8 protein-coding genes are annotated in these 8,427 nt (G+C 63.6%); 2 read left to right on the forward strand and 6 right to left on the reverse strand.

Going from position 1 to position 8,427, the window contains the following annotated elements:
• From JNK99_RS08420 to JNK99_RS08440, 5 genes are all read right to left on the reverse strand, one after another.
• Positions 1-701: OAM dimerization domain-containing protein (locus tag JNK99_RS08420; RefSeq protein WP_291851334.1), on the reverse strand; the 701-nt coding region annotated here is incomplete at its 3' end.
• Positions 685-2,241 carry a lysine 5,6-aminomutase subunit alpha gene (locus JNK99_RS08425; RefSeq protein WP_291851337.1) on the reverse strand — a complete coding sequence of 519 codons (1,557 nt, stop codon included), beginning with the start codon at positions 2,239-2,241 and terminating at the stop codon, positions 685-687. The genes JNK99_RS08420 and JNK99_RS08425, both read right to left, overlap by 17 nt.
• Positions 2,241-3,329: a hypothetical protein gene (locus JNK99_RS08430; RefSeq protein ID WP_291851339.1), complete on the reverse strand. Its 1,089-nt coding sequence runs from the start codon at positions 3,327-3,329 to the stop codon at positions 2,241-2,243. Before JNK99_RS08430 ends, JNK99_RS08425 begins: the two co-directional genes overlap by 1 nt.
• A 21-nt stretch (positions 3,330-3,350) precedes the next feature.
• On the reverse strand, positions 3,351-4,388 hold the full coding sequence (locus JNK99_RS08435) for a zinc-binding dehydrogenase (protein ID WP_291851342.1): 1,038 nt from the start codon (positions 4,386-4,388) through the stop codon (positions 3,351-3,353).
• A gap of 74 nt (positions 4,389-4,462) precedes the next feature.
• Positions 4,463-5,644: a KamA family radical SAM protein gene (locus JNK99_RS08440; RefSeq protein ID WP_291851346.1), complete on the reverse strand. Its 1,182-nt coding sequence runs from the start codon at positions 5,642-5,644 to the stop codon at positions 4,463-4,465.
• Between the two features lie 162 nt (positions 5,645-5,806).
• Here JNK99_RS08440 and JNK99_RS08445 point away from each other — a divergent pair, with 162 nt between their 5' ends.
• Together JNK99_RS08445 and JNK99_RS08450 are read left to right on the forward strand one after the other, a co-directional pair.
• The gene (locus tag JNK99_RS08445; RefSeq protein ID WP_291851349.1) at positions 5,807-6,250 is read left to right on the forward strand and encodes an Lrp/AsnC family transcriptional regulator; all 444 of its coding nucleotides are present in this window, start codon (positions 5,807-5,809) and stop codon (positions 6,248-6,250) included.
• A gap of 183 nt (positions 6,251-6,433) precedes the next feature.
• Positions 6,434-6,850, forward strand: a complete 417-nt coding sequence (locus JNK99_RS08450) for a hypothetical protein (protein WP_291851353.1) — start codon at positions 6,434-6,436, stop codon at positions 6,848-6,850.
• 73 nt (positions 6,851-6,923) lie between these two features.
• On the opposite strand, the gene JNK99_RS08455 is transcribed toward JNK99_RS08450, so the two are convergent.
• Positions 6,924-7,970, reverse strand: coding sequence for a phytanoyl-CoA dioxygenase family protein (locus tag JNK99_RS08455; RefSeq protein WP_291851356.1), 1,047 nt, complete (start codon positions 7,968-7,970; stop codon positions 6,924-6,926).
• Positions 7,971-8,427 lie beyond the last annotated feature (457 nt).

Here is an 8,427-nt window from a genome sequence, read left to right on the forward strand (position 1 = left end):
TCTTCGGCGTAGGTCTTGCTGCCGAAGCCGGCGTCGTAGCCCAGTTCCTTGGCCAGTTCGTGACTGATGCGCGGACCGCCGACGATCAGGATCACCTGGTCGCGCAGGCCCTCGGCTTCGAGCAGGTCGGCCAGCCTGGTCAGGTTGTCGAGGTGAATGTTCTTTTGTGTCACGACCTGTGACACCAGAATCACGTCGGCCTTCTCCGCGATCGCCCGGGCGATCAGATCCTCCGAGTCGACCTGGGCACCGAGGTTGATGGCGCGCATCTCGTGGTAGCTCTCCAGACCCTTGTGTCCGTTGCAGCCCTTCATGTTCATGATCGCGTCGATGCCGACGGTGTGGGCGTCGGTCTCGATGCAGGCCCCGAGCACGACCATCTTGCGGCCCATTTTCTCGGCGATCAGATGATTGATGACTTCCTTGTCGAGCGTCGCGAATTCCGGCCTGGAAACCTTGAGTTTCGACAGGTCCACCTGATGCCGGCACTGACCATAGACGATGAAGAAGCTGAAGTCCTGACCCATGTCCTCGGCGTGCACCACGGCGGGTTCTTCAAGACCCATCAGCAGCGCCAGTTGCCGGGCACCTTCGCGGGCGGTTTCATCGAGCGTCACGGGCAGGGTGAAGGAAAGCTGGACGCGACCGTCGTCGAGCGTGTCGCCGTAGGGCTTGATCAATTGTTCAGTCATCTCGGTCATCTCCTTGCAGCATCAGCTTCGGGAAGGGGTTGAAGTAGTCGGCGGACTTGGCAAGCACGCCATCCAGTCCCTTGCCGCCGTCCGGCTGGCGAGAGATCTCGGCGAAAGTGCCCTGGCTGATCGCAGCCGGCAGGCCGATTCTCTCGATCTCGGCGAGAATCTGCTCGGTCTCGGAGAGAACCCTTTGCGCACGCTGCTCGATCTGGCCATCGCGCCTGAATTCGACTTCCGAGTGCAGGTCGCGCATGGTGTTGAAAACGTATTTTGCGTTCTGCACGGCAAGAAAACGGTCCTGAATGAATGGCGTGTGGATGGCTTCGGTCATCATGCCGAGCAGGTGAATGTTCTGTTGCGTCAGCGTGCTGACGATGTTGAACAGGGCATCCTGGACATGACCCTTGAAGATGTTGCCGGTCATGTGTCTGGTCGGCGGCATGTATTTCAGCGAAGCCTCGGGGAAGACCTGGCGGACCAGTTGCGCGTGGGCGATCTCCCAGAGGAAGCCGTTCTCGAGTTCCGGATCGATTTCGAAGGCGTGGCCGAGTCCCATCTGCTCGGGGGCAAGACCCGACAGACAGGCGAACTGCTCGTTGATCAGTTGTGAAGCAAGCACGGTATGCGCCGCTTCGCAGGCATCGGCGGTGGTCAGGTAGTTGTCCTCGCCGGTGTTGATGATGATTCCGGCGTAGGCATTGACCATGCGCGAGAAGAACTGGTCGATGAAGGTGCGCTGCATGTTGATGTCGCGGAAGATGATGCCGTACATCGAGTCGTTGAGCATCATGTCGAGCCGTTCCATGGCGCCCATGGCAGCGATCTCGGGCATGCACAGACCCGAGCAGTAATTGGTCAGGCGGATGTAGCGGCCGACCTTGCTGCCGGCCTCGTCGAGTGCGGCGCGCATCAGGCGGAAGTTTTCCTGTGTTGCGTAGGTGCCGCCGAAGCCTTCGGTGGTGGCACCGTAGGGCACGTAGTCCAGGAGGCTCTGGCCGGTCGAACGGATCACCGCGATGATGTCGGCGCCCTGTTCGGCGGCGGCGCGGGCCTGAATCACGTCTTCGTGGATGTTGCCGGTGGCGACGATCAGATAGAGCCAGGGCGTGCGGCTTTCGCCGCACGATCCGATCCCGGCGTCGCGCCGTGCGCGCTGCCGGGCAATGTGCGCGCACATCCGGCGCGCCTCGGCGGCGGCCGCGGCGCGGGCGGCCGTTTCGTCACGCGGGCGGTCCAGCACCAGTCTGCCGGCAACGACTGCTTCGGCCACCTGCCGTGCCGTCCAGTTGTGGTCGCTCATCGCACCGGCGACGACGGCGGCGGCGCCGTGTGACAACAGCTTCTGCTCCTGCAGATGGCTGACCAGCCGGTTGGGCAGGGGTACCATGTTCTCATCGACGCCGTCGACCCCCAGCAGGCGCAGTGTTGCGCGCTCGACCGTGGTCGTCGTGAATCGGTTCATTTGCTCGAAGACCCTGCGTGCGATGCGGCGCGCCGAGTTGCGGGCGCGGTCGATTTGTGCCTGATCCAGATGCAGTTGCGCCATCAGGAAACTCCTGTTGTGGTGAATGCGTGCTCGAGCATCACGTCGGTCACCGGGTAGGCGGGAAAGGCCCGGCGAGCTGCGTCGAGCAGCTCTTCGGCGACGAAATGACCACCCAGCGGCGAAAAGGGATTCAGCGTGATGCCGACGATGTTGATGCGCCGATAGGCCAGCAGCTTGCCGCCACGTTGGCGGAAGGCTGCGACATCGGCCTGTTCGATGAACAGCTTGGTGCCGTCGGCGACCACCAGGGTCAGACCGGGGTGTCGTTCGAGCAGTGTGCCGATCGCCCGCCAGAGGGCTTTGCCCACCGCGCCGCTGACGGCCAGTGTGCCGAATTGCCGGTCGGCCAGGCCCAGGAGCGTCGAGGCGGCGTTGAGCGTCGCCATTTCGGCGCGGAAAACGGCAACCCCGGCGTGATCCCAGATGCCGACGCCCCCCTTGGCGAAAACTTCGCTGCACAGTCTTACGATCGCGGTGTCGGCCGCCGGGATGCCGAGAATCGCCAGCCGGTCGCGCGTCTTGCGGATGACGTCGTGAACGCCGCCACCGAGCGCGGCGCCGGTGGCCAGGACCATCCCGTCGGCGAGGGCAGGCGAGGCGTGGTGGCTGCGACCAAGCGCACCGTCCAGCAGGACCAGGGCACAGCCGAACTGCTGCAGGTGCGCGATGATCTGTTGCTGGTCGGAACCGCGTGAGGCACCGGCAATCTCCATCGCGCCGTGCTGCAGCGCGCGGACGATGAGGATCTCGCCCATCGGGCTGTCGACGCCGGTCTGAGCGAGCAGCTTCCAGCCCACACGGGAGCGCAGCAGCGTGTCGCGGGCAGTGGCAACCACGCTTCCGGAGCGGACCAGCACCGGCGGTTTGGCAATGAAGAACACCTGATCGTGCTCTTCGCCATCGCGGCCGACCGAGGTCACGCCGGTATCGACGCCGGCCTGTGCGGCACAGGCCAGGAGGTGATTCAAGGCCACCGTCTTGCCGGTGTTCTTGGTCATCCCGATGACCGCCAGCGTTTTCATCCGGCGCCGGCGCACCTGCTCCCAGAGGGTGCCCGGGATCATCGCGTCGGTTTTGCTTCTGGACAAGGGATTCGGCCGCATCGACACTCAGACGTACCGCTCTTCGAACAGCCGGCGCAGTCTGGGACTTTCGCGCAGCAGGGACAGCGCGTAAAGCGCGTGGTCCCTGGCGTAACCATTGCCGACGATCATGTCCACATCCTTGCCGACCCCTTCGGCGCCGAGCGCTGCGGCGGTGAAGCTGGTCGCCATCGAGAAGAAATAGATCCGGCCCCGGTCGCGGGTGGCCAGGATGCTGCCCATTTCAGTATTCGGGATGTTCACGCAGTTGATCACGACGTCGGCCAGACGGCCATCAGTCACCTCCGAGATGGCTTCCAGCATGGCCAGTGCGTCGGTCGCATCGACCTGCACGGCGTGATCGACCCAGCCGAGTTCGCGCATCCGTTCGCAGTCTCTGGCGAGCGGCGACACGCCGATCACGCAGCCCGCCGGGCCGGCGCGTTTCCTGGCTTCGTAGACGCAGAGCGTGCCCGATTTGCCGCCAGCACCGACGATCACCACGCGGTCGCCCGGAGCGACGAGGCGGGCCGTCTGGGCCGGCGCGCCGGCGACGTCGAGCATCGCCAACGCGACCTTCTCGGGAATGTCGTCGGGCAGCCTGGCGTGGAGGCCGCTCTCGAACAGGATGGCCTGACCTTCGATTTCGATCTGCTCACGGTCGAGGTGAATCTTCCTGATCGTGGCGATTTGTAAGGGCGTCAGGGAGAGCGACACCAGTGTCGCAATGCGGTCGCCAGGCTTCAGTTCCAGCCTGCCCGCCAGTGCCGGGCCGATCCTGGCGACCTGGCCGATCAGCATGCCGCCCGAACCGGTGACCGGATTGTGGTGCTTGCCGCGCTGCTCGACGATGCCGCGCACGATGGCTTCGATCCTTCCCGGATCGCCCGCCGCCTCCTGCTTGATCTGAGTGAAGCTCGCTGCGTCGATGTTCAAGGCGGCAACGTCGATCAGGATCTCGTTGTCGTAGATCTCCATCGTGTTGTCGATCTTCCACGCGCCTTGTGGCAGCACGCCTTGCGGTTCGAGCACGCGATGCGTGCCGTAGGGAGAGCCATGTTTCATGTTGTCGGGTCTGCCAGTATCTCGAAAAGGTGGGAGTCGCCAGGCAGGTCCGGCCGGGCCGGATCTGCGAAGTATCAGTTGCTGTGCGTCGGCAGCGCGTAATCGCGGCCCAGACCCGGCATTTCGACCGTCTTGCCGGCGTAGTTGCGACACTGGACCGTGGTGCCCGATCCATCCGGCAGCTCCACTTCCTTGACGTAGCTCGGGATGATCGGCAGCTTGCCGAGGCCGCCCAGACCATCGACGATGAAGGTCGGCACCGCCGGGCCGCTGATCCAGCCGCGCAGACCTTCGTACAGTTCCAGCATGCGCTGATGCGGGACGATGAAGTGATGGGCGCCTTCGACCATGTCGGTGGAGTAGACGTAGTAGGGACGGATACCCATTTCGATCGCCTGCAGGAAAAGTTCGCGCATCACTTCGACGTCGTCGTTGACACCCTTCAGGCAGACGGTTTGCAACCCCATCATGATGCCGGCCTTCTGCAGCATCTTGACGCGCTCGCGCAGCAGCGGGGTGATCTCCTTCGGGTGGTTGATGTGCGTATTGACCATCTGCAGGCGGTGTTTTTCGAGCACGGCACAGAGTTCCGGCGTGATCCGGGTCGGCAGTTGCACGAGCATGCGTGATCCCATGCGCAGGAAGCGAACGTGCGGCGCGCGCCGGCGGATCTCGCCGAGGATGGTGTCGAGCCGGTCGTCGGTGAAGGTCAGCGGGTCGCCGCCCGACAGCAATACATCCTGAATCCGGGTGTTGGCGGCGATGTAGTCGATCGAACGCTCGATTTCATCCCGGTGCACCGATCCGGCGGGTTGCGACACCATCCGCTTGCGGGTACAGAAGCGGCAGAGTGTGGCGCAGGTGTTGGAAACCAGGAACAGCACACGACGCGGATAACGATGCACGATGCTCGTGCCCGGGACGGTGTCGCCTTCCTCGCCGAGCTGATCGAGCATCGTCGCGAAGCCGGGTCTGGTTTCCTCGGCGAAGGTCGGCAGGTATTGCAGACGGATCGGGCACTGCGGATCATCGCGATCCATCAGTTGGGCCATGTAAGGCGTGATCGATACCGCAAACTTCCGGTAAACGGTGTCATCGACGTTTTCGACGTGGTTGAGGAGGCCGTTCAGTTCGCAGTGGTGCGTGTAGCGACGGGAAAACTGTTTCTGCCAGGATTCGGCTGCGGGATCGTAAGCGTCCAGTGCTTCGCGGGTGAGCAGCTTGTTCTGGGTATTGAATTCGACTGTCTGCAACATCTTGTTTTCCTCCTTCGGTGCGATTGACTGCTGGTCGTTCAAGGTGACGACAGGGACGCAGTCTAGGGATGAGTTGCGCCGACAAAAACCTGCAGAGTGGATGAAATCGTGGCAGCGGATCAGTCATAATGACTGAGTTCCGGTCAATCTGGAGGAATTCGAATGGCAGCCACCCTTGATTCTCTCGATCAGCGGCTGATCGCGCTGCTGAAAGTCAATGCCCGTCTGCCGGTCGTCGCACTGGCGAAATCCCTCGGTTGTGCGAGAAGTACCGTGCAGCTACGCCTGAAAGCCCTCGAAGATAAAGGCGTCATTACCGGTTACACGGTGAGCGCCAAGGCGTCGCAACAAGATTCGACCATTCGGGCGATGGTACTGATCTCGAGCGATTCCAAGACTGAATACGATGTCATCAACGGACTGAGGCGGCGGCACGAAATCGTCAAGCTCTACTCGATCAGTGGCCGCTACGATCTGTGTGCCATCCTGACCACCGAATCGACGCATGAACTGGACGCGGTGATCGACAAGATCCGGGCGATCAAGGGGGTGCTCGACACCTTCTCGACCATCGTCCTGTCGACCAAGCTGGATCGTCCGGAATGAGCGGCGGGAAGATGGGGCGAACCAGGCCGATGTCCCGCCGCGAAGTTGCGCACCGGCGGCGCCACCGCGTCGGAGCGCGCGATCGACCGGAATGCGTGCATACTGCACTGCCGATCGGGATCACCGATGAGTGAAGAATCGCCGCACGGTGATCGAGGAGCAACCACAACAGAGGAGACCTTGATGAAACCGATGATTCGCCTGAGTGTCATGCTCTTCGCCATGGCCCTGCTCACTCCCGCCGCCTGTGCGCAGACCCTGACCGGTGTGCGGGCGCAGAAGTCGCCGCAGGCCGACGCTTTTCTCGCTTACGAGAAGGCGCTGATCGCCGGCGGTCTCGATGCCGCGCGTCCGTACATGACCGCCGAGAAGGTCGACGATCTGCAAGGCATGGCCAGAACCTTTGGCGAGGCAGGTTTCCAGGAGTTTCTCGACCGCATGCGCAGCGGAGCGCAGGGCGAGGCGCGTCGCCGGCAGATCGAGAAGGTCGAGGTGAACGGCGACACTGCCGTGCTGGAGGCGCGTGATGACCCCCACTCGGTCACCGTCCAGTATCTGGCCAGAACCAGGGACGGCTGGAAGGTCGGCGTTCGGCGCTGAGGCCGCTGCGACATGGCCACTGCAGCCTGCCGGGGCGAGAGGGAGACCAGAAAAGTTTCTCCCGGACCTGACCTCAGCGGGAGGGACTGCCGACCTGCGGGCTGTCCATGCGTCGTGCGGCGACCTTCGGCCAGCTGTTGCCGGTGAGGCCCAGGCGGGCCGCCATGTCGGCGGCCTGATCCAGCAAGCTTGCCCGGCGCGAGACGATTCCCGGCCAGCCAAGCGGGTCGGGTCCCCAATCGGGCGCATAGGGGTTCCAGCGCAAGGTTCCGTAGATCTCCATGCGCAGAGTTGGACGTGGCGACGGGGTACGTGCATGGAACCCGTGCGTGTCGGCCACCACCAGGGTGTTGGCGGGCACCGCGAGCCTGACCGCCGGCCCCAGGCCGAGCCGGTCGAGATCGTCCTTGCCCGCACGGAACGAACCACGGGCATGGTAGACGTTGCGGGCTGACGCAGCCGTCAGGGATTGCTGGTACTCCCAGGCCAGTCGCTTGTCGTCCAGCCGGTGCGACCCGGGGACATAGGCCAGTGGACCGTCGTCCTCGCCGACGTCCTGCAGAAACAGCCACGCCTTGGCGATCGAATGAAAGGTATCGAGATGCAGTGCCGTCTGCGGATCCTGTGCGCCGCGTTCGGGGTCAACGATGATGATCTGCAGGTACATCAGCGGCGTCACATCGTGTGAGGCGACATAACGCATCAGATGGGCGAGGCGCGGGTCGTTGGCCGCAACCACGCAGTGGGGAAGTTGCCGTGCGTCGACCGGATCGAGGGTCACCCGCCGGGTGACTGTCCGGCCCTGACGCATCTCGCGCGCTTCCGCGAGGTGCGCATGCGCTTCGTCGCGCACCCGACCGAAGACCTCGGATGGCAGGAAGTCGCGCTTGATGATCAGGCCGTCGCGTGCGTAAGCCTGAACATCATCGGCGGAAAGCTGCCTGGCCAGACGGCAGCGGCGAGACCAGGCCATGCGGTCGGCCAGGGCGATACGGTAGCGATGCAGGCCCCAGCGATTGAAGCGCGGCGACCCGATGATCGGGTTATCGGCAAAGGACTTTGCCCGACTGGCCAGTGAGAGCAGGTGCAGGGGAGCCTTGAGGAGGTCGATCGGTTTCATGGTGACCGGCAAGAATGCCGCGTAGTTCTCCAGACCTGCCGCCGGTGGCTGGGGCGGGTCGGTCTGGTTGGGCGTCTGGTCATCGACTTGACACGTAATGCTTCAATATACGACGGATTGCTTCTTGCGGCGCGTCGTCGCGAGTCGAATTCTGACCTCCTGCCGGGTTCGCCGGATCGCCCCCCGGCAAGATCACCGACCCGCATGGGCTGCACCACCCCGCTGGTCGGTCGGGGCGGGTTTGGTCTGGTCGATCGGCACCCCGTGGGCAGGAAGCGATCGCCGGCAGGCTGCAGGAGTAGTCTGTTTCCTGATCATCCTAAATTCCTCTGTTAGCCCATTGCGGCAGCCAGACCAGGAGGGGCCAGGGCCGTGTGCCGCGGCATCTTGGGTTTGACTGCGATGATTTTGTCGACGATGTAGCGAACCAGTGCAGGCCAGCGGGCGGCTTTCGGCA

The organism is Accumulibacter sp., assembly GCF_016789985.1.
GTDB lineage: Bacteria > Pseudomonadota > Gammaproteobacteria > Burkholderiales > Rhodocyclaceae > Accumulibacter.